The sequence below is a fragment of the Streptomyces sp. NPDC026538 genome, assembly GCF_055567535.1.
This window is the reverse complement of the sequence record NZ_JBVHQG010000016.1, coordinates 85,274-107,524: the sequence shown is the minus strand read 5'-3', so window position 1 is coordinate 107,524 and position 22,251 is coordinate 85,274. Positions and strand designations below refer to the sequence as shown.

19 protein-coding genes and 2 pseudogenes are annotated in these 22,251 nt (G+C 72.3%); 8 read left to right on the top strand and 13 right to left on the bottom strand.

The features are described from left to right. Positions 1 to 21: 21 nt before the first annotated feature. From ACZ4N4_RS42410 to ACZ4N4_RS42395, 4 genes and pseudogenes are all read right to left on the bottom strand, one after another. Positions 22 to 1,185 (bottom strand): NAD(P)/FAD-dependent oxidoreductase, encoded by a 1,164-nt coding sequence (locus ACZ4N4_RS42410; protein ID WP_467599278.1) that lies wholly within the window; start codon positions 1,183 to 1,185, stop codon positions 22 to 24. After that, positions 1,182 to 1,544: a bifunctional 3-phenylpropionate/cinnamic acid dioxygenase ferredoxin subunit gene (locus tag ACZ4N4_RS42405; RefSeq protein WP_382530847.1), complete on the bottom strand. Its 363-nt coding sequence runs from the start codon at positions 1,542 to 1,544 to the stop codon at positions 1,182 to 1,184. The genes ACZ4N4_RS42410 and ACZ4N4_RS42405 overlap by 4 nt, the downstream gene beginning before the upstream one ends. A gap of 306 nt (positions 1,545 to 1,850) precedes the next feature. Continuing rightward, positions 1,851 to 2,216: pseudogene (locus ACZ4N4_RS42400) on the bottom strand (S-(hydroxymethyl)mycothiol dehydrogenase); the annotation flags it as partial. 191 nt (positions 2,217 to 2,407) lie between these two features. Continuing rightward, the gene (locus ACZ4N4_RS42395; RefSeq protein ID WP_351707570.1) at positions 2,408 to 2,575 is read right to left on the bottom strand and encodes a hypothetical protein; all 168 of its coding nucleotides are present in this window, start codon (positions 2,573 to 2,575) and stop codon (positions 2,408 to 2,410) included. 237 nt (positions 2,576 to 2,812) lie between these two features. On the opposite strand from ACZ4N4_RS42395, the gene ACZ4N4_RS42390 reads away from it, so the two are divergent. The 3 genes and pseudogenes from ACZ4N4_RS42390 to ACZ4N4_RS42380 form a co-directional block, all read left to right on the top strand. Further along, on the top strand, positions 2,813 to 4,342 hold the full coding sequence (locus tag ACZ4N4_RS42390; protein WP_467599275.1) for an SDR family oxidoreductase: 1,530 nt from the start codon (positions 2,813 to 2,815) through the stop codon (positions 4,340 to 4,342). A gap of 74 nt (positions 4,343 to 4,416) precedes the next feature. Further along, on the top strand, positions 4,417 to 5,790 hold the full coding sequence (locus ACZ4N4_RS42385; protein ID WP_467599272.1) for a cryptochrome/photolyase family protein: 1,374 nt from the start codon (positions 4,417 to 4,419) through the stop codon (positions 5,788 to 5,790). Positions 5,791 to 5,802: 12 nt separating this feature from the next. Beyond that, positions 5,803 to 6,057, top strand: a pseudogene (locus ACZ4N4_RS42380) (cryptochrome/photolyase family protein); the annotation flags it as partial. A gap of 113 nt (positions 6,058 to 6,170) precedes the next feature. Here the strand turns inward: ACZ4N4_RS42380 and ACZ4N4_RS42375 are convergent. Beyond that, a complete protein-coding gene (locus ACZ4N4_RS42375) occupies positions 6,171 to 7,418 on the bottom strand; it encodes an NAD(P)/FAD-dependent oxidoreductase (RefSeq protein ID WP_467599269.1) in 1,248 nt (415 codons plus the stop codon). Between the two features lie 145 nt (positions 7,419 to 7,563). Continuing rightward, positions 7,564 to 8,601, bottom strand: coding sequence for a MerR family transcriptional regulator (locus ACZ4N4_RS42370; RefSeq protein ID WP_467599266.1), 1,038 nt, complete (start codon positions 8,599 to 8,601; stop codon positions 7,564 to 7,566). A 174-nt stretch (positions 8,602 to 8,775) separates the two neighbouring features. Here ACZ4N4_RS42370 and ACZ4N4_RS42365 point away from each other — a divergent pair, with 174 nt between their 5' ends. Then, a complete protein-coding gene (locus ACZ4N4_RS42365; protein WP_467599263.1) occupies positions 8,776 to 9,366 on the top strand; it encodes an RNA polymerase sigma factor in 591 nt (196 codons plus the stop codon). A 199-nt stretch (positions 9,367 to 9,565) separates the two neighbouring features. Further along, entirely contained in the window at positions 9,566 to 10,006 is a 441-nt protein-coding gene (locus tag ACZ4N4_RS42360; protein ID WP_453575730.1) for an SPW repeat protein, read from the top strand. A gap of 74 nt (positions 10,007 to 10,080) precedes the next feature. Here ACZ4N4_RS42360 and ACZ4N4_RS42355 read toward each other — a convergent pair whose 3' ends face one another. The 3 genes from ACZ4N4_RS42355 to ACZ4N4_RS42345 form a co-directional block, all read right to left on the bottom strand. Beyond that, a complete protein-coding gene (locus ACZ4N4_RS42355; protein ID WP_453575727.1) occupies positions 10,081 to 10,848 on the bottom strand; it encodes an ArsR/SmtB family transcription factor in 768 nt (255 codons plus the stop codon). A gap of 55 nt (positions 10,849 to 10,903) precedes the next feature. Then, entirely contained in the window at positions 10,904 to 11,443 is a 540-nt protein-coding gene (locus ACZ4N4_RS42350) for a GNAT family N-acetyltransferase (protein WP_467599259.1), read from the bottom strand. 62 nt (positions 11,444 to 11,505) lie between these two features. Then, positions 11,506 to 12,984 carry an APC family permease gene (locus tag ACZ4N4_RS42345; protein ID WP_467599256.1) on the bottom strand — a complete coding sequence of 493 codons (1,479 nt, stop codon included), beginning with the start codon at positions 12,982 to 12,984 and terminating at the stop codon, positions 11,506 to 11,508. Between the two features lie 138 nt (positions 12,985 to 13,122). Between ACZ4N4_RS42345 and ACZ4N4_RS42340 the strand changes: the two genes are divergently transcribed. Both ACZ4N4_RS42340 and ACZ4N4_RS42335 read left to right on the top strand, forming a co-directional pair. Further along, positions 13,123 to 14,310 (top strand): ROK family transcriptional regulator, encoded by a 1,188-nt coding sequence (locus ACZ4N4_RS42340; protein ID WP_467599253.1) that lies wholly within the window; start codon positions 13,123 to 13,125, stop codon positions 14,308 to 14,310. A gap of 112 nt (positions 14,311 to 14,422) precedes the next feature. Further along, a complete protein-coding gene (locus ACZ4N4_RS42335) occupies positions 14,423 to 17,170 on the top strand; it encodes a glycoside hydrolase family 2 protein (protein ID WP_467599250.1) in 2,748 nt (915 codons plus the stop codon). On the opposite strand, the gene ACZ4N4_RS42330 is transcribed toward ACZ4N4_RS42335, so the two are convergent. Then, positions 17,157 to 18,590 carry a hydrolase gene (locus ACZ4N4_RS42330; RefSeq protein ID WP_467599248.1) on the bottom strand — a complete coding sequence of 478 codons (1,434 nt, stop codon included), beginning with the start codon at positions 18,588 to 18,590 and terminating at the stop codon, positions 17,157 to 17,159. The two genes, ACZ4N4_RS42335 and ACZ4N4_RS42330, sit on opposite strands and share 14 nt — an antisense overlap. A gap of 216 nt (positions 18,591 to 18,806) precedes the next feature. On the opposite strand from ACZ4N4_RS42330, the gene ACZ4N4_RS42325 reads away from it, so the two are divergent. Next, positions 18,807 to 19,070, top strand: a complete 264-nt coding sequence (locus tag ACZ4N4_RS42325; RefSeq protein ID WP_360486309.1) for a GlsB/YeaQ/YmgE family stress response membrane protein — start codon at positions 18,807 to 18,809, stop codon at positions 19,068 to 19,070. A 14-nt stretch (positions 19,071 to 19,084) separates the two neighbouring features. Here ACZ4N4_RS42325 and ACZ4N4_RS42320 read toward each other — a convergent pair whose 3' ends face one another. The 3 genes from ACZ4N4_RS42320 to ACZ4N4_RS42310 form a co-directional block, all read right to left on the bottom strand. Then, positions 19,085 to 19,861 carry a GNAT family N-acetyltransferase gene (locus ACZ4N4_RS42320; RefSeq protein WP_467599244.1) on the bottom strand — a complete coding sequence of 259 codons (777 nt, stop codon included), beginning with the start codon at positions 19,859 to 19,861 and terminating at the stop codon, positions 19,085 to 19,087. A gap of 107 nt (positions 19,862 to 19,968) precedes the next feature. Beyond that, complete coding sequence (locus ACZ4N4_RS42315) at positions 19,969 to 20,823, bottom strand: GNAT family N-acetyltransferase (protein ID WP_467599241.1); 855 nt, start codon at positions 20,821 to 20,823, stop codon at positions 19,969 to 19,971. Positions 20,824 to 21,105: 282 nt separating this feature from the next. Continuing rightward, on the bottom strand, positions 21,106 to 21,804 hold the full coding sequence (locus ACZ4N4_RS42310; protein WP_467599238.1) for a chaplin: 699 nt from the start codon (positions 21,802 to 21,804) through the stop codon (positions 21,106 to 21,108). Positions 21,805 to 22,251 lie beyond the last annotated feature (447 nt).

Sequence of the window (22,251 nt, the reverse complement as noted above, 5' to 3'; positions counted from 1 at the left end):
TGGGACGGCGCGGGTGCCGGGTCAGGACGCGGTGGTGCCGAACTGCTTGCGCAGGCGGGTGAAGAGCCGCGGCTGGTTCATCCCGAGCACGGCGACCGGCCGGCCCGCCCGCCGGTAGACGGCGAGGAAGCTGCGGTCGTCGGTCGAGCCCTCCTCGACCGACACCTCGTCGGCCCCGGCGGCGTGCCCGACGAACTGGATCTTCACGCCGTACTGGTCCGACCAGAAGTAGGGGGGCCTGGGGACAGCCGGTTGCGTCGCGCCGTACGCGAGGAGCGCGGCGACGGCGGCGGCCGGCCGTTCCAGCGCGCCGGTCCAGTGCTCGACCCTGCGATGGCCGCCGGTGTGCGGGTCGTACCAGTTGGCGCAGTCGCCCACGGCGACCACCCCGGCCACGCTGGTCCGCCCGTCGGCGCCGCACTTCACGCCGTTGTCGAGCGCGACGCCGGAGCCCTCCAGCCACTCGACGCAGGGCCGCGCCCCCACGCCCACGACGACGGTGTCGGCGGGCACGCTGCGACCGTCCTCCAGGAGAACCGCCGCCACCTGGCGCTCGCCGTTCAGCCCCTTCACCCCGACCCCGCACAACAGCCGTACACCGTGGTCGGCGTGGAGGGCGGCGACGACGGCGCCCATGGCCGGGCCGAGCGGTCCGGCCAACGGGGTGGGCGCCGCCTCGACCACGGTCACGTCGAGTCCGAGGCCGTACGCCGTGGACGCGACCTCGGCGCCGACGAACCCGCCGCCGATCACCACGAGGCGGCCGCCCCGGGAGAGATCGCGTCGCAGGGCGCGGGCGTCGTCGAGAGTGCGCAGCACATGGACCCCGGCGAGGCCCTCGGTGCCGGGCAGGGTACGGGCCGCGGCGCCGGTCGCGACGACCACGCCGTCGGCGCGGACCTCCCGGCCGCCGGCGAGCCGGATCGCCCGCCCGGCGCGGTCCAGCCCGATGGCGCGCGCCCCGAGCAGCCACTCCGCACGGAGTTCCTCGTCGTCCCGCTCCAGCGCCAGGTCCGCCTCGCCGAGGGTGCCGGCCAGGAACTCCTTGGACAACGGCGGCCTGTCGTACGGGCGATGGGGCTCGTCGCCGATGACGACCAGCCGGCCGTCGTACCCCCGCTGCCGCAGCGAGCGCGCGGCCGACAGTCCGGCCAGGGAGGCGCCCACCACGGCGACCGTCCTCACGCCGCGCCCCCGGCGAGCCGGGCGGCGACGCACGGCGGCAGGTTGGGGGCGTCGGCGGAGAGCCGGACATAGACCGTGCCGTCCTCGACGACGACCTCGTGGGTGCGGACCGGGCGCTTGGCCGGGGGTGCGTCCACGGCGCCGGTCCGCAGGTCGAACTTGGAGGCGTGCAGGGGGCATTCGACCTCGCGGCCCTCCAGCCAGCCGTCGGCGAGCGAGGCGTCCTGGTGGGTGCACGTGTCGTCGATGGCGAAGAGCTCGCCGTCCTCGGTGTGGAACACCGAGACGGGCGGGTCGATATCGAGCCGGTGGGCCTCGCCTCGCGGCAGATCCGCGAGACGGCACGCGGGAATCATCATGACACCTCGGTGCGTATAGCGAAACGGATTGCGATGAGCGCAACGTCAGTTTGGGGGCGGTTCCGAAGCGTTGTCAAGGCGTTCACCCGCCGGTTTGCGCGGGCCGCGACGACGGCTCCCCGAGCCTGCGAAGTGCCCCCGAAAGCAAGGGTGAACAGGGAAAACAGGCGTCCCTTCGCGTGTGACGACGCGGCCCCGCCCCGGTGCCGTGGAAGGCTCCGTCGGCGGAGCGGGGCCGCGTCGTCGGGGCGGGGCCGCGTCGTCGCGGGGGCGGTCAGAGACCGCGGTCGATCCACTCCCGGATCGTCACAGGAGCAGCACCGAGCGCAGCACGTCACCGTGACGCATCCGCTCGAAGGCCTTCTCGACCTCGTCCAGGGCGATGGTCTCGGTGACGAGGGCGTCCAGGTCGAGGCGGCCCCGCGGACAGAGGTCGATGCGCATCGGGAGGTCACGAAAGGGCGGACAACCCCCGTACCAGGGCGACTTCAGCGCCCCGCCCCGGCCGAGACGTCCAGCCGCGGCAGTTCCGGTTTCATCTCCGGGGTTGGAAACGCCGAACAGCCCCACCGGCCCGGCGAGGTCACGGGCGCAGAAGGCCTGCCGGCAGGTCTCCGGCCGCCCCGCCATCCCGGCGAGGTCACGGGCGCAGAAGGCCTCCCGGCAGGTCGCCGGCCGCCCCGCCATCCCGGCGAGGTCACGGGCGCAGAAAGCCTGCCGGCAGGTCTCCGGTCGCCCCACCGGCCCGGGAGACCGACGCGCAGGACGGCCGGCCGTGGGATCTGACGGCGCGGCAGACGGCGAAACCTGTGGCGGAGTCCTTCACCGCCGAGCCGACCGTGAGCCGGCTGGTGACCGGGAAGTCAGTCGTCGTCCGGGCCGGGGACCACGACCAGGAAGGCGTCCGTCCGCAGATCCATCACGACCGTCGCGGGCTCGCCCTCGGCGCGGCGCTCCGCCGCGTACTCCTCCGCCGGCCACGATCCTCGCGGAGCTCCGGCGGGGAAACGTTCCAACACCTTCGCGCTCATGGCGGCAGACACCTCCAGCGTCCTTCGTCCGGCCGGATCCGGCCTCTGTCCTGCGGTTCGTCTGCCCGCGATCGGCGCGTACATGCCCAGGGAGCCGGCGCGGGCCCGCCGTCCGCCGTCCGTCGTCCCCGGTCGACCGTTCTCGCCGGCGGGCAGATCATGGAATCCGCCGCATCCGAAACGGCGGCACACGGGGAAGTGATCTCCAGGGGGGCCGACGCGGAGGACGCAGAGCTGATGAACGCTGACGACGACGCCTCGGGTCTGCGTTGCCTGGTGACCGGGGCGACCGGATACATCGGTGGCAGGCTGGTGCCGGAGCTGCTCGCCGAGGGCCATCGGGTGCGCTGCCTGGCGCGCTCCCCCGGCAAGCTGCGCGACCACCCGTGGGCCGGCCAGGCGGAGGTGGTGCGGGGCGACGTCACGGAAGCCGCCGACGTCGCCGAGGCCATGCGGGGCGTCGACGTGGCCTACTACCTGGTGCACGCTCTGGGCAGTGGCGACGACTTCGAGGCGACCGACCGGAAGGCGGCGCGGATCTTCGGCGAGGCGGCCCGGGCCGCGGGGGTACGGCGCATCGTCTACCTCGGCGGTCTGACGCCGTCGGGTGTGCCGGAGTCCGAGCTGTCGCCGCATCTGCGGTCCCGGGCCGAGGTGGGCCGGATCCTGCTGGGTTCAGGGGTGCCCACGACCGTGCTGCGGGCCGCGGTGGTCATCGGTTCGGGCTCCGTCTCCTTCGAGATGCTGCGCTATCTCACCGAGCGTCTGCCGGTCATGATCACCCCCAGCTGGGTGCGCACCCGTATCCAGCCCGTGGCGGTCCGGGACGTGCTGCGGTACCTCGTCGGCAGCGCCCGGATGCCGGCCGGCGTCAGCCGCGCCTTCGACATCGGCGGCCCGGACGTCCTGACCTACCGCGACATGATGGTGCGGTACGCGGCGGTCGCCGGACTGCCCCGCCGGGTCATCTTCCCCGTGCCGGTGCTGACCCCCGGCCTGTCCAGTCACTGGGTCGGACTGGTCACCCCGGTCCCCGCGTCGATCGCCCGGCCGCTGACCGAGTCGCTGCGCCACGAGGTCGTCTGCCACGAGCACGACATCGCGCGGTACGTGCCGGACCCTCCCGGGCATCCGTTCGGCTTCGACGAGGCGGTACGGCTGGCTCTGCAGCGCATCCAGGACGCGCAGGTGACCACCCGCTGGTCGTCGGCGTCGGTGCCGGGCGCGCCCAGCGACCCGCTGCCCACCGACCCCGACTGGGCGGGCGGCAGCCTGTACACGGACCGGCGGGAGCTGACCGTGAACGCCTCACGCGAGGCCCTGTGGCGGGTGATCGAGGGGATCGGCGGGGACAACGGCTGGTACTCCTTCCCGCTGGCCTGGGCGGTGCGGGGCGGCCTGGACCGGCTGGTGGGCGGGGTGGGGCTGCGCCGGGGGCGGCGGGACGCGGCACGGCTGCGGGTCGGCGACTCGCTGGACTTCTGGCGGGTGGAGGAGATCGAACCCGGGCGTCTGCTGCGGCTGCGGGCCGAGATGCGGCTGCCGGGTCTCGCCTGGCTGGAGATGTACGCCGACACGGACCCCGGGGGCCGTACCCGCTACCGCCAGCGGGCCATGTTCCATCCGCACGGGCTGCTCGGCCACGCCTACTGGTGGAGTGTCTCCCCCTTCCACACGGTCGTGTTCGGCGGCATGGCCCGCAACATCGCACTCGCCGCGGCCCGCGCCCCGGTCACCCCCTCGAGGGAATTCACGCCCCGCGGGTGACGGCCGCATCCGCAGGGCCGGCCGGCCCGGAAGCAGCCCACCGGCCACCCGCCATTCGACTCCGGAGAAGCACCATGAACGTCTCGGTCGTCCTGTTCACCGCCGACCTGCGTCTGCACGACCATCCGCCGCTGCGGGCGGCCGGCGAGGCCCGCGAGGTGGTCCCGTTGTTCGTACGCGACACGGGCGTCTCGGACGCCGGCTTCGCCGTGCCCAACCGGATGGCCTTCCTCGCCGACTGCCTGCGGGACCTCGACGGCGGTCTGCGCAAGCGGGGCGGCCGGCTGGTGGTGCGCTCCGGCGACGTCGTCGATGAGGTGTGCAAGGTGGCCGCCGAGACGGACGCCGACGAGGTCCACCTGGCCGGCGACGTCAGCGCCTACGCCCAGCTGCGGGAACGGCGGCTGCGTCGGGCGCTGGAGCCGGAGGGGCGGCGGCTGCACGTGCACGACACCGTGACCACCGCCGTGACGCCAGGTGACCTCACCCCGGCCTCCTCGGACCACTTCGCCGTCTTCACCCCGTACTTCCGCCAGTGGTCCGCAGTGCGGCTGCGAGACGCGCTGGCCGCGCCGCGCACCGTGCGGGTCCCGGACGGCGTCGGCTCCGAGGAGCTGCCCGCCCGCGCGGATCTCTCCGGGGTCTCCGAGGGCCTGGCGGCCGGCGGGGAGACCGCGGGCCGCAGGCGCGTGTCCGCCTGGCTGCGCGACGGGATCGCCGCGTACGAGGACCGCCGCGACGACCTGGCGGGCGACGCCACCTCCCGGCTCTCGCCCCATCTGCACTTCGGGACGCTCTCCTCCGTCGAACTGGTCCACCGGGCGCGCCGGGCGGGCGGACCCGGCGCGGCGGCCTTCGTACGGCAGCTCGCCTGGCGTGACTTCCACCGTCAGGTGCTCGCCGCCCGGCCCGCGACCGCCACGGCCGACTACCGGACCAAACGTGACCACTGGCGCTCCGAGTACGCCGCGCGCGAGGACATCGAGGCCTGGAAGGAGGGGCGCACCGGATACCCGGTGATCGACGCGGCGATGCGCCAGCTGCGTCACGAGGGCTGGATGCACAACCGGGGCCGGCTGCTGGCCGCGAGTTTCCTCGCCAAGACCCTGTACGTCGACTGGCGCGTGGGCGCCCGCCATTTCCTGGACCTCCTGGTCGACGGCGACGTCGCCAACAACCAGCTCAACTGGCAGTGGATGGCGGGCACCGGCACCGACACCCGCCCCAACCGCGTCCTGAACCCCGTGACCCAGGCCAAGCGCTACGACCCCGACGGGGCGTACGTCCGCCGCTGGGTTCCCGAACTCGCCGCGGTCGGCGGCCCGGCGGTGCACGAGCCCTGGAAGCTGCGGGGGCCGGAGCGGGCCGGTCTCGGCGACTACCCGGACCCGGTGGTCGAGCTGTCCGAAGGCCTCGCCCGCTTCAAGAGGGCTCGCGCCCACGACTGAAGGACCCCGCGCATGGCCACTCCGCACAGGCTTTTCGGCGACCAGCTCGGCCCGCACTTCCTGGCCGCCGGCGACGCCGGCCCCGACCCAGGCGCTCCGGTCGTGACGACCGACGCCAGGTCGGCCTTCCGGGGCCGGCGCTTCCACCGGACCAAGGCCCCTCTCGTGCTGTCCGCGCTGCGGCATCGCGCGGCCGAACCGGGCGACCGGGTGCGGTACGTGCGGGCCGAGACCCACCGCGAGGGACTCCGGCAGGCCGTCGGTGACAGCGCGACTGGTTCCACCGCTGCTTCGTCGACGGCTACGACCGCGTGATGCCGACGAACTCCTGCGCGCGGCGAGCCGGCGGGGCGACGGTCCGCCCTGACTCCGGTGGCCGGCTAGCCGCGGTGCAGCTCCGCCAGCACCTCGCGGGCGGCGCGGGCCCCGGAGGCGAGGGCGCCCTGGACCGAGCCGGTGGCGCGGTGGTCCCCGCACACATGGCGACCCGGGCCCACCCGGGTGGTGCGGCTGAGCGGCCACGGGGGCGGCATCGCGGGCAGCGCGTCCCGGACCGTGCAGGTGGTGAGCAGGTCCCAGCCGGCGGTGTCGGTGCCGTACGCCTCGGCCAGCGCCGCGCGCACCGACGGCTCCCGTCCTTCCTCGGCCGCGCCGAGGACCGAGGTGGCGACGAGCGCGGAACCGGCCGGCGCGTGGCCCGGGACCACGTCGCTGAGGACGCAGGTGTTGAGGAAGCAGCGGCGCCCGTCGACGAGGAGGGTGGGCTCGCCCAGCGGCGAGCGCGGGGCGACGTGGTGGTACGTCGTCACCGTCCGCCCGCCGGGGACGTCCAGGCCGGGGAGCAGGCCGGCGGCCGGGCCCGGGCCGGTCGCCACCACCGCGGCACGTGCGGGCACCTCGGTGCCGTCGGCCGTGACGGCGCCGTCGTCGGTGAGGGCGGTCACCGGTGTGTCCAGCCGGACCGTCCCGCCGGGCAGGGCGGCGGCGAGCGCGTCGGGCACCGCGCCGATCCCGGCGGCCGGCAGGCACAGGGTGCCGCGCAGCATGCTGCGCCAGACGAGGTGGAAGAACCGGCTGGACGTCTCCAGGTCGTCCTCCAGGAACACGCCCGACAGGAACGGCCGGAGGAACCGTTCGACGAAGTCCTCGGACAATCCGGCGGCGGCCAGCGCGGTGCGGGTGGTGCGGTCCTGCGACCGCTTCACCAGCCGTACCGGGGAGAGCATGTCCCGGGCCGACAGCAGCGCGAGGGCCGCGAGGTCGCGGGGGCCGGCGACCCGCCCCGTGACCAGGTCGGGCAGGGTGCGGGGCCGCCGGGTGGGGTCGCCGAAGCGCAGCGGGCCGCCGTCCCCGGTGTGGACGAGGAAGCCGGGCGTGAACGGCCGGAGCCTGAGGGCACGCAGCGACAGCCGGCGGCGGACCTGGGGATACGAGGTGTTGAAGACCTGGAAGCCGCGGTCGACGACGAAACCGTCGACCCGGTCGGAGCGCATCCGTCCGCCGACCGCGTCGGACGCTTCGAGAACCCGGACGTCGAGCCCGGCACTCAGCAGGTCCCGGGCGCAGGCCAGTCCGGCGACGCCTGCGCCGATCACGAGAACGTCGGGGGTTCGGGCGGACGCTGGCATGGCGGGCCCCTCGGCTGTCGGGCCGCCGGGTGGGGTCCCGGCCGGCGTCGGCCGTGCGCGACGGCGCACGCGTGCGGGAATGACTTCCCGTCCCCCGTGTACCCCGGATGCGGCTGCCGCTGCCCGACCTCCCCGGAAGTGACCGTCAGGCCGGTTCGCCGGACGGTCCTTCCCGGTGGGCGACGGCGAGGACGTCGAGGGCGTGCTGCAGGCTCGGCGGTCGGAGCATTCCGCGGACCGACGGACCGGACCAGCCGGGCCCGCCCAGCACGACGAGGGGACGGCGGCGCGCCCCCCTCACCCCCCACTGGGTGTCGGCGACGTGCCGCGCCAGCGGCAGGCTGGCCGTGGAGCGCGCCTGCGCCCACAGCACCACGGCCGACGGGCCCAGCCGCCGCACCGCCGCCGCGAGCGCCTCCGCAGGCACGGCGGCGCCGAACATGCGGGTGGGCAGCCTCAGTTCGCCCAGTCCGGCGTTGAGCGCCTCGATCGGCAGGGTGTGCTGCTCGCCGGGCACACAGGCCAGGACGACGGGTCCGGTGCCCTGCCGGGCGGGCGGCGGAGTGCGACGGCGCAGGGCGGTGGAGACGTGCCAGGACAGCAGGTGCTCGACCTCGACGTAACGGTCGCCTGAGGAGGCCCACTTGCGTCCGACGGCGTGCAGGGTCGGCACCATCACCTCCTGCCAGGCGACGGCGATGCCGTACTGCTCCACGGCGGCGGTCAGCAGTTCCTCGACGGCCGGGGAGTGCAGCCGTACGGCCGCACGGGCCAGCCCGCGGCACTCCTGGCGCACGTCGGCGAGCGACAGCGCGCCGGCCGCGTGCGAAGGACCGCGGTCCGGCGGGCGTACCGTCGTTCCGGCCGCCCCCGGCGGTGCCTCGGCCGTCTCCCTGGCGGCGCGGGCGGCCTCGGCCGGCGGCACCCCCGACGAGGTCAGCCGGCACATCTCCTCGAGCACGGCCACGTCCTGCGGGGTCCAGCGGCGGTGCCGTCCGTCGGCGCGGACCGCGGGCCCGACGCCGTAGCGGCGGTCCCAGGAGCGGAGCGTGGTGGGCGACACCCCCAGCCGACGGGCCAGTGCCCCGGTCGTCAGGGGCACGTCCGCCGCCTTCGCGGACCGTCCGGGCCGGTCCTGCACCTCGGCGTGCGGGGAGTCCCCGCACGCGGATGGCTGACTCATGGCAGCGACTATACGACGCAGAACCGATGCGAGTTGATGAACTGGTTCGGCCCCTCGGACGATGGCGGTGTCAGGGCTCACGGCGGCGGCCGTCCCCGGTCCGCCCTTCCGGCAGCCGTCCGGCCGGGCCGCGAGTTCCCTGCAGATCGTCGTGCGACGTGAGGAGCCGCTGTCATGAGCCCGCAGGACAGTGCCGTCGCGTCGGCGCCGGCGGCGGAGTCCCTCACCGACGAGGAGCTCGCGCGCGGGCTCGTGGCGGGTGACGAGGACTGCCTGGAGGCGGCCTATCGCCGCTGGTCGGCCTTGGTGCACACGCTGGCCTGGCGCTCCCTGGGCGATGCCAGGGAGGCGGAGGACGTGACCCAGCAGGTGTTCCTCGGGGTGTGGCGCGGGCGCGGGGGCTTTCGTCCGGAGCGCGGCTCGTTCGGCGGCTGGATCACGGGGATCACCCGGCGGAAGATCGCCGACGCGCTGGCCGCCCGGACCCGCCGGCTCGCCCTGGTCGCGTCGGCCGGCTCGTCGCTCGCCCTGGTCGATCCGGCGGCCCGGCAGCCCGACGCGGCCCTCGACCGGGTCATCCTCCTGCACGAGCTGGCCAGGCTGCCCGCCCCTCAGCAGCGGGTGCTCCGGCTGGCCTTCTACGAGGACCTCACCCACTCCCAGATCGCGGAACGCACCGGCTGGCCGCTGGGCACCGTCAAGAGTCACGCCCGCCGTGGCCTGCGCCGGCTGCGCGGCTGTCTCCAGCAGGAGGCGGGCGACTGAGCCGTTCACCGGTTCGCCTCCCGTACGCCTTTCGATGCAGAAACGGTGCGGAGCTTCGTACGGGTCGGCAAACTCCGCCCGCTCCGGCACTGACGTCCCGCTCTACACATAAAGAGGAAATAAGAGCAGAATGTCTGATAGCGGCGTATAACGCACGCATCAGACGCGGTCAGGCCTGCACAGTCAAAGGAGACGACTCATGGCCAACGTCTCGCACGGCAGAAGCGACATATCGAGCCACCCCGATGTAGGCGAGATGCGGGAGCGTTACGCCCGCATGCTCGGCGGTCGTGATGTGGCCCTCGTGGACGGACCGGTGTTCCTGCTCGGTCTGTACTGCGCGGCGTCCCCGTGGATCCTCCACTACGCGGCGAGCCAGCCGGCGCTGATGACCCACAACCTGATCATGGGCATAGCGATAGGCCTGCTGGCGCTGGGGTTCACCCGGGCTCCGGAGCGCATGTACGGCCTCAGCTGGGCCATGTGCGCCCTGGGTATCTGGATGATCATCGCGCCCTGGGTGGTCGGCCGCAGCCCGGACACGGGCGTCATCATCAACAACGTGATCATCGGCGCGCTGACACTCTGTCTCGGGGTCGTGTGTGCCGCTTCGTCGGCCCGGCGGACGCCCATTCCGTAGCCACACAGAACTCCCCCTCAGAAGGGAGGACGCGGGACCGGTCCGGTGACGGCGGACCGGCCCCGCCGCGTTGGTCACCGGCCGGGCACCAGCCAGGGCTCCTGCGGGAGCGGACTGCCGGTCTCGATGAGGGACTTGAGGTTGGACAGCACGGCCGGCCAGCCGGCCGAGATGGCGCGCAGCTCGTCCTCGCCGTCCAGGTCCTCATGGGTGACGGTGAGCCGGACGATGTCGGCGTGCGGCTGGATGTCGAAGGTGACCCGGGAGTGCCGGTCCGGCTCACCTTCGTGCTCCGGCGCGGCCCAGCTGGTGACCAGCCGGGTGGGTCGCTCGCTCTCGACGACCGTGCCGACCACGTCGGCGATGCCGGAGCCGTCGGTGCGCACATGCTCCCAGCGGGAGCCGGGCCGCCAGTCGGAGACGTTGGAATGCCCCCAGTAGACGGCGGTCAGGTCGGCGTCCGTGAGAGCGTCCCAGACCTTCTCGGGGGTGCTGGCGATATAGGTGACGTAGACATAGCTGGGCTTGTCGCTCATGGCTTCCTCGGCTCGTCGCTTCAGGTCGCCGAGCGCGCGCAGCCGCGGGCGCTCGAACTTGTCGATCCACCGCTCCTGGATCTCGTGGAGCGGCACGGGGTTGAGGTAGTGCAGCTTCTCCCGCCCCCGCCGCACCGTGCTGATCAGGTTCGCGGCCTCCAGGACGGCCAGATGCTGGGTCACCGACTGCCGGGTCATCGCGATGCGCTCGCACAGCTCGCCCAGCGTCTGCCCGTTCTGCTCGTGCAGCCGGTCCAGCAACCGTCTGCGCGTGTCGTCGGCGAGCGCCTTGAAGACCTGGTCCATCCCACCGTCATCCTCTGATCGCACACTCAACGTTATGCAGTCAGATACCTGCATGTCAATGTCGGCAGCGCGTGGCGCGCCCTCGGACCCCCACGCCGAACGAGATCCACACGTCCGGCGGCAGCTCGGGCAGGCCCGGCACCGGGCGGGTCTCCTCCGTCCAGGCGTCGCCCGCGAGCTCGGCCGCGACCCGCCGCCAGAAGGCGACGGCGCCCGGGTTCTCGTACTGGAACGCGATCTCCCAGCTGCCCGGATGCCGGGTGAGGACCTCACGGACGGTCCGCATCCCGAGGCCCGACCGGCGGGCGCCGCGGACCACGAAGAAGCTGTTGAGCACCCGCACGGGCGCGCCCAGGCCCCGGACGAACGCGAAGCCGACCGGATGCTCGCCCTGTACGAACAGGTAGGGCGCCCAGTCGGGCGAGGAGAAGGCGTCCTCGACGCGTTCGCTGCGGAACGTCCCGTCGGGACCGGGCAGGAGCCGGTGGAACTCGGACAGGTCGTGGCGGAACATCAGCCACAACCGTTCGACGGCAGGGCGGTCCTCGGCGGAGGCCGGGCGGACGACGACGTCGGTTTCTGTGGTGTCGGACATGAAAAAAGCCTCACCCGACGGGAGTTGATCCCGCCGGGAGAGGCTGACGTGTGGTCCGGAGACTACACCGCGACCGGGCTGTCCGGTGTCGCGTACTCCTCGTCGATCTCCCTGCGCCCGAACGGCCACACCTTCTCCAGGCGGGCCCAGATCAGGAACGCCACACAACCGAGGACGAGCCAGGCCAGGGACCACTCGATGGGGTGGCGGCCCGGGGAGTTCTTGTCGGCGTAGCCGTAGATCACGCACCAGCCGGCGAAGGCGACGACGCTCGGCACCGGGTAGAGCCACATCCGGTACGGCCGTTTCAGCGTCGGCCGGCGGCGGCGCAGCACGGTGAGCGCCACGATCTGGGCCAGTGCCTGCACGATCACCATCACGGTGGTGAGCAGCTGGATGAGCGTGGCCAGGTCGGTGTGGCGGCCGATCAGGAAGCCGATCGCGGTGATCACGCCCATGGTGGCCAGGCCCAGCGTCGGGAAGCGGTGCTTGGGGTGGAGCTTCTCGTAGGGGCGGAAGAAGACCCGGTCCCGGGCCGCGTCGTAGGGCACCCTGGAGCCGCCGAGCAGGCCGGTGAAGACCGAGGCGAAGGCAGTGATCAGGATCAGCACGGTCACCGTGTCGGCGGCGCCCTTGCCCCACGTCTCCTCCAGGACCGCGGAGGCCACCGAGGTCGAGGCGATGTCGCCCGGCTTCGTCATGCGCTGCCAGTCGATGACGCCGAGCGTGCCGATCTGCAGCAGCAGGTAGATCGCCATGATGCCGACGATCGAGAAGAGGATGGAGCGCGGCAGGATGCGCCCCGGGTCCTTGATCTCGGCACCCATGTAGGCGGTGGTGTTGTAGCCGAGGTAGTCGTAGATGCCGATGGTCAGGCCCGCGGCGAAGCCCAGCCAGAAGTGGTCGCTGGTCAGGTCGAAGGCGTGCGCCGGGTAGGTGAAGGCGAGGTGCGGGCTGAAGTCGGAGGCCGCGGCGACGATCACCAGCAGCACCGAGGCGATCATCACCGTCCACATGACGGCGGTGATCCGGGCGATGTGCTCGATCCCCCGCCACAGCAGGAGCACCACCAGGGCGATGATGCCGAGCCCGACCAGGTCGCCGGAGGTCTGGCCGAGGCCGGGGGCGAGATAGCCCAGGTACTGGACGAAGCCGACCACGCCCGTGGACATGATCAGCGGGATGAAGAGCATCGCCGTCCAGACGAACAGGAACGGCATCAGGCGTCCGGTGCGGTACTGGAAGGCCTGGCGCAGGTAGACGTAACTGCCGCCGGAGCCGGGCATCGCGGCGCCGAGTTCGGCCCAGACGAGGCCGTCGCAGAGCGCGAGCAGGGCGCCCGCGACGAAACCGATCACCGCCTGCGGGCCGCCGAACGCGGACACCATCAGCGGGATGGTCACGAACGGGCCGATGCCGCACATCTGGCTCATGTTGATGGCGGTGGCCTGGAACAGGCCGACGCGCCGGACGAAACCGCCGTCGGACGGCGGGCTACCGGGACCGAGGGGACTACCGGGACTACCGGGACTACCGGACATGGGGGCTCCTGAGCGAGGCGCTGGGGAAGAGGCGGGACGCTGACGACGGACGGCGGCGATTCGGCGGGATGGCCGATAAAGTTAAGGAGCCTTACTAGATGCGTCAAGTATGCGTCAGGAATCGGTGAGAATGGTGTGATGGCCGCCAGCGACGTCGTAGAGCAGCAGGAACAGCCCTGGAGCCGGCAGCGACTGCGCAGCACCAACGAGCGGCTGCTGCTGGACCGGCTGCGCCTGCTCGGTTCCGCCTCCCGCGCCCAACTCGCCCGCGAGACCGGCCTGTCGAAACCGACGGTCTCCAGCGCGCTCGCGGCACTGGAGTCGGCGGGCCTGGTCCACGAGGTGGGCACCCATGCGCCGGAGCGCGGCCGCACCGCCGTGCTGTACGCCCCCGACCCGTCGGCCGGGTACGCGCTCGGCGTCGACGTGGGCCGCGGCTGGCTGCGGGTGGCGGTCGCCGACCTGGACGGCACCCTGGTCGCCCGCTCCGACGTGCGCAACCGCGCCCGCGGCTCGGGCGCCATGGCCGACCTGCTGGTCACCACCGCGCGGCAGGTCGTCGCCAACTCCGGGGTCGATCCGGCCGAGGTGGTGCACGGGGTGGTGGGCACGCCGGGCGTGTACGACGAGCGGCAGCGACGGGTGCGGTACGCGATGCACCTCCCGGGCTGGGGGCGCGCCGGGCTGTTCGACCGGATGCACGAGGAGCTGGGCGTCCCGCTGGAGGTGCACAACGACGCCAATCTCGCGGCGCTCGGCGAGTACACGTACGGCGTCGGAGCGGGCAGCCGACTGTTCGCGTACATCATGATCGGCACCGGTCTGGGGATGGGGGTCGTCAGCGAGGGGCGGCTGTTCACGGGCGCCCACGGGCTCGCCGGGGAGATCGGCTTCCTGCCCTGGCCCGGGCGACAGCGCAAGCCGGAGCGGCTGGAGGACGCGGTGTCGGGGGTGGCCGTGGTCGAGGCGGCGCGCCGGTTCGGGATGACCGGGCAGCTCACCGCGAAGTCCGTGTTCGACGCGGCCCGGCAGGGCGACCCGGCTGCCGTCGAGGCGGTACGGCTCGAGGGCGAGCGGATCGCCCATACGGTGGCGGCCGCCGCGGCCGTACTCGACCCCGACCTGGTGGTGCTCGGCGGCGGTGTCGGCCACAGCGTCGACCTGCTGCTGCGTCCGGTCCGGGACCATCTGCGCACGCTCACCCCACTGCGCCCGAAGCTCGCGCCCAGCCGGCTCGGCGAGGACGCGGTGCTGCTCGGCGCGGTGGCCACGGCCCTCGGCACCGCCCGTGACCTGGTCTTCGAGCGCAGGTCGGCCGCGTCCTGAATCCGCCGCCGCCAACTCGCGCGGGCGCCACGGTGATTGACACGGCCCTCTTGGGACCCTAGCTTGAGCCGGGTTAGTAAAGTTTCCTAACTTTACGAGCCTGGAGACCACCGTGTTCCCTCGCCGCGCCCCCGGACACCGCCTCGCCACGGCCGCCGTGGCCCTGGGCCTGCTCGGTTCACTCAACACCAGTGCCTGGGCCGGGGCCCGCGACCCGGCCCACGGGCCCGCCCGGATCACCCGTGTGCCGTCCACCGCCGGGTCGGGGACCCCGCTGTCCGGCTATGCGATCCGGTCGACGGCCGACGTGAGCGACTCGGCGGCCGCGATCTCCTCCCCCGGCTATCCGGCCAAGGGCTGGTATCCGGCGGGCCCCCGCTCCACGGTGCTGGCCGCACTCCTCTCCGACGGCGCCTACGACGACCCGTTCGTCTCCACCAACCTGCAGAAGATCCCCAAGTCACCCTTCCAGGTGCCCTGGTGGTATCGCAGCGACTTCACCGTGACGGACACCTCCCAGCGCACCTATCTGGACTTCAGCGGGGTGATCTCGGCGGCCGACGTGTACGTCAACGGCCACCGGGTCGCGACGACCGCCGACGTCACCGGCGCCTACACGCACCACGAGCTGGACGTCACCTCCCTGGTGACGTCCGGCACGAACACGGTCGCCTTCCGCATCCAGCCCAATAACCCGAACAAGAACCTCACCATGGGCTGGCTCGACTGGCTCCAGCCCCCGCCCGACCAGAACATGGGCATCGTCCGTGACGTCCTGGTCCGGCGCGGCGGCCCGGTCGCGCTGCGCGACGCGCACGTGGTGACGAAGCTCGCGGTGCCGTCCCTCGCGACGGCCGACCTGACGGTGAAGGCACAGGCCCGCAACGACTCGGACACCCCGGTCACCGCCGAGGTCTCGGGCACGGTCGCCGGGGTGGCCGTCACCAGATCGGTCGCCCTCGCCGCCCACCAGACCAAGACCGTCGCCTTCACCCCCGCCGACGTCCCCGGCCTGCACCTGACCTCCCCGAAGGTGTGGTGGCCGGCCGGCATGGGCGGCCAGCCGCTGTACGACCTCGACCTCACCGCCTCGGTCAGCGGGACGGCGTCGGACACCGCACACGAGAGCTTCGGCATCCGCGACGTGCGGGCCCCGCTGAACTCCGACGGCGCCCGCCAGTACTCGATCAACGGCCGCAGGCTGCTGATCAAGGGCGGCGGCTGGTCACCGGACGAGTTCCTGCGCTGGGATTCGACCTACGTCGAGGACCGCCTCAGGTACGCCGTGGACCTGGGCCTCAACGCCATCCGGCTGGAAGGCCACATCGAGCCCGACGAGTTCTTCGACCTCGCCGACCGCCTCGGCGTCCTCACCCTGCCCGGCTGGGAGTGCTGCGACAAGTGGGAGGGGCAGACCAACAGCGGCGAGAGCGGCGAGAAGTGGACCGCCGCCGACTACCTGGTCGCCCAGGCCTCGATGGCCGCCGAGGCCTCCCGGCTGCGTGACCACCCGAGCGTGATCTCCTTCCTGATCGGCAGCGACGCCGCGCCCGACGCGAAGATCGAGAAGAGCTATCTGGACGCCCTGGACGCCGCCGACTGGGCCGCCCCGGTGGTTCCCGCCGCCTCGGACAAGTCGGCTCCCCAGCTTGGCAGTTCGGGCATGAAGATGACCGGCCCCTACGACTGGGTCCCGCCGGGCTACTGGTACGCCAAGCGCGAGGGCGGCGCCACCGGCTTCAACTCGGAGACCAGCGCCGGCCCGGACATCCCCACCCTCGACACCCTGCGCCGGATGATGACCCCGGCCGAACTCGACACCCTCTGGAAGAACCCGGACGCCAAGCAGTACCACCGCTCACCGTCCGCGACCTTCGGCACCCTGAAGATCTACGACGCCGCCCTCACCGGCCGCTACGGCGCCCCGAAGAGCCTCACCGACTACGTCCGCAAGGCACAGCTCGCCCAGTACGAGAACGTCCGCGCCCAGTACGAGGCGTACGGGCGCAACCAGACCGACGCCGCCAAGCCGTCCACCGGGGTCGTCTACTGGATGTTCAACAGCGGCTGGACGTCCCTGCACTGGCAGCTGATGGACCGTTACCTCGACCAGGGCGGCGCCTACTTCGGCGCGAAGAAGGCCAACGAGCCGCTGCACGTCCAGTACTCCTACGACGACCGCACGGTGGCCGTGGTGAACAACCGGCACACCGCGGAGTCCCGGCTCACCGCGCGGGTGACGCTCTTCGACCCGGACGGCACCCAGCGGTACGACCGGACCGTCACCGGTCTCTCGGTCAAGGGTGACGGCGCGCACACCACCGCGCTCACCCTGCCGGCGTCGGTGAGCGGGCTGGCGTCCACGTACCTGGCGCGGCTGGTCCTGACCGACGCGGCCGGCCGGGAGGTGAGCCGCAACGTCTACTGGCTCTCCACCAAGGCGGACACCCTCGACTGGGCGAGCACCGACTGGTACCACACGCCGACGACGGGCTACGCGGATCTGAAGGGGCTGACGTCGATGGCCCAGGTGCCGGTCACGGCCACGGCGTCGACCACGGCCGCGGACGGCATGTCGACCACCACGGTGACGGTCCGCAACGCCGGTACGGACAGGACTCCGGCGCTGCTGACGGACGTGCATCTCGTCGACGCGAACGGCAGGCCGGTGCTGCCGGTGCGCTGGTCGGACAACGAGGTCAGCCTGTGGCCGGGCGAGTCGGCGACCCTGACGGCCACCTACCGCACCGCCGATCTGCACGGCTCGGAGCCCCGGGTGCGGGTCTCCGGCTGGAACGCGGCGGAGCGGACGGTTCCGGCAGCCGCGCCGGAACCGTCCGCCGAGCTCAGCTCACGTTGAGCGCGGTGTCGTCGATGACGAAGGACGTCTGGAGGGTCGATCCCTCGACGCCGGTGAACTTGATGGTGGCCGTGGTGCCGGCCAGGGAGGAGACGTCGATGCTCTTGAGGACGTATCCGGAGGCCGCGTTGAGGTTGGAGTACGTGGCCAGGGTGGTGGATCCGGCCGTCACCGTCAGCTTGTCGTAGGCGGTGCTGGTGGTGGTCTCCGCGGTGTCCACGTGCAGATAGAAGCTGAGGGTCGCGGAGCAGCCGGACGGAATGGTCACCGACTGGGACAGGGTGTCCGTGTGGGCGGATCCGTAGCCGTCGAGCCAGGCCTTGTACGAACCGGTGCGGGCGGCCTCGCTGCTGGAGTTGGTGATGACCCCGCTGCTCGCGGTCCAGGTGGTGTTGCCGGACTCGAAACCGGGGTTGCCGAGCAGCTGGGCGGCGGTGCAGGTGCCGCCACCGCCACCACCCCCGCCGCCTCCGCCGCTGCTGCCGCCCCCGGCGAGCCAGGCGGTGGCGTTCAGGGCGAGGGCCGCGTTGGTGGCGCCGCTGTCGTTCCAGCCGTCGTACAGCGTGTTGCCGGACTGGCCGGTGCCGTCGTCGATGGGCGAGCTGTCGCCCCAGAAGGCGACCCGCCCGCTGCCGAAGGTGCTGGTGGCGAAGAAGGCGCCGGTGTTGCCGGAGTAACCGCTGCGGTAGAGGAGGCCCTTGACCGCGGAGTTGTCCGACGGCTTCAGGGTCGCCGTCGTACCGTCGGCGATCAGGCTCTTGGTGACGGTGCCGAAGGAGCCGTGCAGGACCGGGTCGGTGCTGTCGCTGATCGCGGCCGGGTAGCCGGAGCTGATGTCGAGCGTGTCGATGGAGAAGCCGAATGGGTCGGTCGAGTCGACGCTGTTGTTCGTCATCAGGTCGTTGAAGATCTCGACGGCGTCCTCGCCGTCGTTGTTGCGGTCGGCACCGGTGTGGTCGGAGACCATGAACAGGCCGCCGCCGTTCTTCACGAAGTTCATGATGGCCGTCTTCTCGGCGGTCGTGAACAGCGTGTTCGGCTCGGGCAGTACCAGCGCGTCGAAGTTCGACAGGTCGGTCGTCGACGAGCCGCCGTACGTCAGCGCGCTGGTGGCCGTCTTCAGGCTGTAGCCGCCGGTCTTCTGGAGCGCGACGCCCCATGACGAGAGGGCGCCGGTCCAGTCCGTCTCCGAGGAGGGTGAGGAGTCCTGGGAGAGCGGGTCGGGCTTGCTGGTGGAGATGATCCAGTCCGCGTTGCCGGCCTCCTCGGCGTGGCCGTCGTCGAACAGGACGCGGTAGGTGGTGGCCGCGTGCGCGGGGGCGGCCGCGGTGCCGACCTGGAGGGCGGCTCCCGTGGTGAGCAGGGCGAACCCGGCCAGGGCGGTGGTGATTCTGTGGCGGGATCTGCTGGATCCGAACATCCGGCGAACCTCCATGAGGGGGTGGGGTAGGGCGGTGGGGGCGCCAACTCTTCGCGCGTAGAACCTGGTTGAGATTTCTACACGCGTCGACTCATTGAAAGGTACATGGCATGTCGGATCGATGAACAGAAAACCGCTGTAACAACCGGAGGGGACTGCCTGTCAGTTGAGCGGGCAGATTGGACTTCAGCGGAGTAGCGGCGAAGAGGGGCGGACATGGAGATCTCGGGCATCATCAGTGCCATCATCATCGGTATCATCATCGGTGTGCTGGGGCGCCTGGTCGTTCCCGGCCGTCAGCACATCGGCATTCTGCTGACCATCGTCGTCGGCATCGTGGCGGCGCTGCTGGGCTCGGCGATCGCGGCCGGCTTCGGCGTGGCGGACACCAAGGGGCCGGACTGGATCGAGTGGTTCATCCAGATCGCACTGGCGGCGCTGGGCGTGGCGGCTCTCGACCGGACCAGGGCCCGCCGGTAGCCGAAACGCGCCGCTCACATCGCGTAGAGGTACGGCGTGGTCGTGCTCAGCGCGTGGAAACCCAGTCGCTCGAGGATCGGCCGGCTCATAGAAGACGCGTCCACCTGCAGATAGCGACAGCCGTGAGCCGCGGCGGCACGGGCCCGATGGGCTACCAGGGCGCGGTAGACACCGCGTCCCCGCCACCCTTCCACCGTGCCGCCGCCCCACAACCCGGCGAATCGCGTCCCCGGCACCAACTCCATACGCGCGGCGCTCACCGGCTCGTCCCCGGCCAGGGCGACGACCGCGACCACGGTGTCGGGCTGCTGGGCGAGCCGCGTCTGCAACTGGTGCCGCAGCCGTGAACCGTCCGTGCCGAACGCCTTCTCGTGGACGTCCACCACGAGATCGACGCCCACCGCGTCCAGGGCCTGCACCACCCGGACGCCGTCCGGGAGTTCGGCGTCGACAGACAGCTCGGCGCCCTCGGCGATCATCAGCGTCTCCTCCGGCTCGGGCCGGAATCCGGCCTCGAGGAGCCTCGCCCCGAGGTCCGACGGGAGGTCATGGCTGTAGAGCTTCCACTCGAAGTCGCGGCCCAGCCCCCGGAAGCGGTCGATCTGCTCGGCGATCGCACGGTCCGCGGTCGTCTCGTTCAAGGCCGACCAGACAACGCCGTTCCATCCCTCACTGTCCGCCACCTGGCGCACCACGGCGCCGGCGCGCTCGATTCGCGCGCCGGGACCGTCGGGCCGGGCGCCCTCGCGCATGTCACGGTCGTACAGAGCGAGCACCGCTTGGTGATCCATCCGAGCACTCCACCAGCCGCGCGCCACCGCGGCAACGCAATTACCCGCTCCGGCGCGGCCGCACGGCCGCCAGGTTGTTGTACGCGGTATCGGCGTCGCTCCGCCGGTCAGCCGAGTTCGAGCGTCGTCACCCCGAAGACCCGCTCCAGGGCGTAGTCGCGGACCGGACCCGTGTACATGCGGGCGGTCTCGAACGACGGGGTGAATCCGGCCTCTTCGGCGAGGGCGACGCCCGCCGTGCTGATCTCGGGCACGTCGACGGCGACCTGCCGGCCGGCCGCCTCGGCCATCAGGGCGGTGAACACGGCGCGGGCGTCCTCGGCGGTGTCGCCGAACAGGGGGCCGATGCGCAGGCAATCGTGCCCGGGGCGGATCACGCCGTAACCGGTGATGCGGTCGCCGTCGTGGCGGACGAAGGCCCGGTGGCCGGCGCCGGTCAGCCAGGCGGCCACGAACCGCGGCCGGTCGGCCGGGCAGCAGGCGCCGTCGTACGCGGTGACGGCCGGCAGGTCGGTGGCGCGTGCCGGGCGGACACCCCCGGGGATCTCGGCGGCCGGGGCGTACCCCACGAACCGGGCGGTGCGGTAGGCCAGTTCGAAGCCCGACTGGCGGTAGTTGTCCTGCTGGGCCACCACTCCGTCGAGGCCGACCGTACGGGTGCCGGCGTGGGCCAGTGCGGTCTTCCAGGTGGCGAGGCCGTGGCCGTGGCCGCGCAGGTCGGCGCGGACCAGGTACCAGCCGAGGAAGGCGTAGTCGGGGCCGTGGTTGACGACGGAGACGGCCGACACCGGTGCGCCGTCGACGCGGCCGATGAAGAACCCTTCGGGGTCCTGGGCGAAGAAGGCGGGGAGGTCCGCCAACCCCGGATTCCAGCCCTCGTCCACGGCCCAGCCTCGGACCACCGGCCAGTCGTCGGGCGTGGCCTGGGTGACGACGAGGTCCTGGGGGGCCGGAGTGGTCATCGATGCGCTCCATTCAGCGGCTGGTCGGGGCGGCCCGGGCCGCCACAGGGTGCGGTCGGACAGCGCGGCGGGCGGTGCCGCGTCCGCAGCATCCTTCCCGATCGCCGGGCGCCGCACCACGCCGGGATCAAGCCGTCAACATGCGCAACAGGCCGCTTCGACGGGGCTGTTGACCGAAGCGGCGCGCCGGGACACGCACATGGCACAGGCCCCACCGGTCGGGGTCCGGTGGGGCCTGCAGGCACGTTTCTCGGCGTGCCGTCTCGGCAGCGCGCCGGACGGTCAGCGCATGCGGCCCGGCCGGAAGCGCCGGTGCAGGACGGTCCCGGCGATCAGCAGCGCCGCGCCGCCCGCGGCGGCGGTACCCGTGAGGTCCGTCCCGGTGTGGGCGAGCGTGGCCGTCGCGGCCGGTGGTGGGGCGGGGTGGACCGACTTGGGACCGGGGTGGGTCCTGACCGGGGTCGGGGTGGTCGGCGTCTCCGTGCTCGGGTGGTCGCCGGAGGTGTTCACGGAGGTGTTGCCGGTGGCCGGATTGAGTGCCCCGACCACGTTCACGCTGTTGCCGCTCACGTTGACCGGGAGGTCGACCGGCAACTGGATGCCATTGCCGGAGATCACTCCGGGGGAGTCCTCCTCGATGCCCTGCGCGGACGCGCCGCCGGTGGTGGCCGAGCCGCCGGACTTGCCGTTACCGGCGCCGCCGGTCGAGGCAGAGCCGCCGGACTTGCCGTCAGCGGTGCCGCCCTCGTTCACGCAGGTGTTGCCGGCCGCCGGGTTCAGGAGCCCCACCACGTTCACGGTGTTCCCGCACACGTTCACCGGGACGTGCACCGGCAGCTGAATGCCGTTGCCGGAGATCACTCCGGGCGAACCGGCCGCGACGCCGTCTGCGCCGGCGTCGGCCCAGGACGGGGCCGCGAAGGCCATCGCACCGGAGGCGGCGGCGACGGCGATCACACCGTTTCGGGTAACCCGTTTCATAGGTTCCCTGCCTTCCAGACATTGTTGCGGGCGCTCGCCCGCACCGGTTAAACCGTGGCCGCACCATGTGAGTTATGGCTTATCCACATTTCACCCCATCGAGTGACATCGTTATCGAACCCGGGGCAAAACCGTGTTAGGAGTCGGAAGACGGTGATCGCGGCAGGATACGGCGCCCCGGCCCGGCCCGCTCGCCGGGAGGCGTGCTCACCGGGACCCGCTTATGGTGATCGAAAGCCCTCTTCCCGGTCCGCCTCTTCTCGGTCCGCCACGGAGTGTCCCTGGAGGCCCTCGATGCCGGCCATGCCCCGTAACCGGCTCGCCGTGCGTCGCTGCGCCGGCGCCGGAGCCGTCGCGCTGGCCCTGCTCGGCGCGGGGGGTTCACACTTCCGGTCGAGAAACAGGAGGGGAAACCCCGCCGCATCCGCCGAGCCCGTCCGCCTTCCC

Coding starts and splice junctions, on each gene's coding strand:
- ACZ4N4_RS42405 (WP_382530847.1), bottom strand. CDS start 1,544: ATGATGATTCCCGCGTGCCGTCTCGCGGATCTGCCGCGAGGCGAGGCC.
- ACZ4N4_RS42395 (WP_351707570.1), bottom strand. CDS start 2,575: ATGAGCGCGAAGGTGTTGGAACGTTTCCCCGCCGGAGCTCCGCGAGGA.
- ACZ4N4_RS42390 (WP_467599275.1), top strand. CDS start 2,813: ATGAACGCTGACGACGACGCCTCGGGTCTGCGTTGCCTGGTGACCGGG.
- ACZ4N4_RS42385 (WP_467599272.1), top strand. CDS start 4,417: ATGAACGTCTCGGTCGTCCTGTTCACCGCCGACCTGCGTCTGCACGAC.
- ACZ4N4_RS42375 (WP_467599269.1), bottom strand. CDS start 7,418: ATGCCAGCGTCCGCCCGAACCCCCGACGTTCTCGTGATCGGCGCAGGC.
- ACZ4N4_RS42370 (WP_467599266.1), bottom strand. CDS start 8,601: ATGAGTCAGCCATCCGCGTGCGGGGACTCCCCGCACGCCGAGGTGCAG.
- ACZ4N4_RS42365 (WP_467599263.1), top strand. CDS start 8,776: ATGAGCCCGCAGGACAGTGCCGTCGCGTCGGCGCCGGCGGCGGAGTCC.
- ACZ4N4_RS42360 (WP_453575730.1), top strand. CDS start 9,566: ATGGCCAACGTCTCGCACGGCAGAAGCGACATATCGAGCCACCCCGAT.
- ACZ4N4_RS42355 (WP_453575727.1), bottom strand. CDS start 10,848: ATGGACCAGGTCTTCAAGGCGCTCGCCGACGACACGCGCAGACGGTTG.
- ACZ4N4_RS42350 (WP_467599259.1), bottom strand. CDS start 11,443: ATGTCCGACACCACAGAAACCGACGTCGTCGTCCGCCCGGCCTCCGCC.
- ACZ4N4_RS42345 (WP_467599256.1), bottom strand. CDS start 12,984: ATGTCCGGTAGTCCCGGTAGTCCCGGTAGTCCCCTCGGTCCCGGTAGC.
- ACZ4N4_RS42340 (WP_467599253.1), top strand. CDS start 13,123: ATGGCCGCCAGCGACGTCGTAGAGCAGCAGGAACAGCCCTGGAGCCGG.
- ACZ4N4_RS42330 (WP_467599248.1), bottom strand. CDS start 18,590: ATGTTCGGATCCAGCAGATCCCGCCACAGAATCACCACCGCCCTGGCC.
- ACZ4N4_RS42325 (WP_360486309.1), top strand. CDS start 18,807: ATGGAGATCTCGGGCATCATCAGTGCCATCATCATCGGTATCATCATC.
- ACZ4N4_RS42320 (WP_467599244.1), bottom strand. CDS start 19,861: ATGGATCACCAAGCGGTGCTCGCTCTGTACGACCGTGACATGCGCGAG.
- ACZ4N4_RS42315 (WP_467599241.1), bottom strand. CDS start 20,823: ATGACCACTCCGGCCCCCCAGGACCTCGTCGTCACCCAGGCCACGCCC.
- ACZ4N4_RS42310 (WP_467599238.1), bottom strand. CDS start 21,804: ATGAAACGGGTTACCCGAAACGGTGTGATCGCCGTCGCCGCCGCCTCC.